The 267-nt window shown below is 48.3% G+C and carries 1 tRNA gene; it reads right to left on the reverse strand.

The features are described 5' to 3' along the window. Positions 1–32: 32 nt before the first annotated feature. Positions 33–109 (reverse strand) — tRNA-Ile (locus ACP6L2_RS18185). Positions 110–267 lie beyond the last annotated feature (158 nt).

Raw genomic sequence — 267 nt, forward strand, 5'->3', positions numbered from 1 at the left:
TGAGCTAATTCCCCTTTCCATTCAATCTTAAATGGTAGTCCCGAGCAGATTTGAACTGCTGACCCCTACATTATCAGTGTAGTGCTCTAACCAACTGAGCTACGGGACTGGCTTATCTGTTCATCTCCTCGAAGGGACCCTCCATTCCTGACCAATAGGCCGGGCAGGTACTTTCTTCTGAGTTTTTCTTTTTCTTAACGATCATATGTTGCGCAGTCGAGCCGGAAATCGGGCTCTAGAAAGGAGGTATTCCAGCCGCACCTTCCG

The sequence above is a fragment of the Sphingobacterium lactis genome, from assembly GCF_051951495.1.
GTDB lineage: Bacteria > Bacteroidota > Bacteroidia > Sphingobacteriales > Sphingobacteriaceae > Sphingobacterium > Sphingobacterium lactis_A.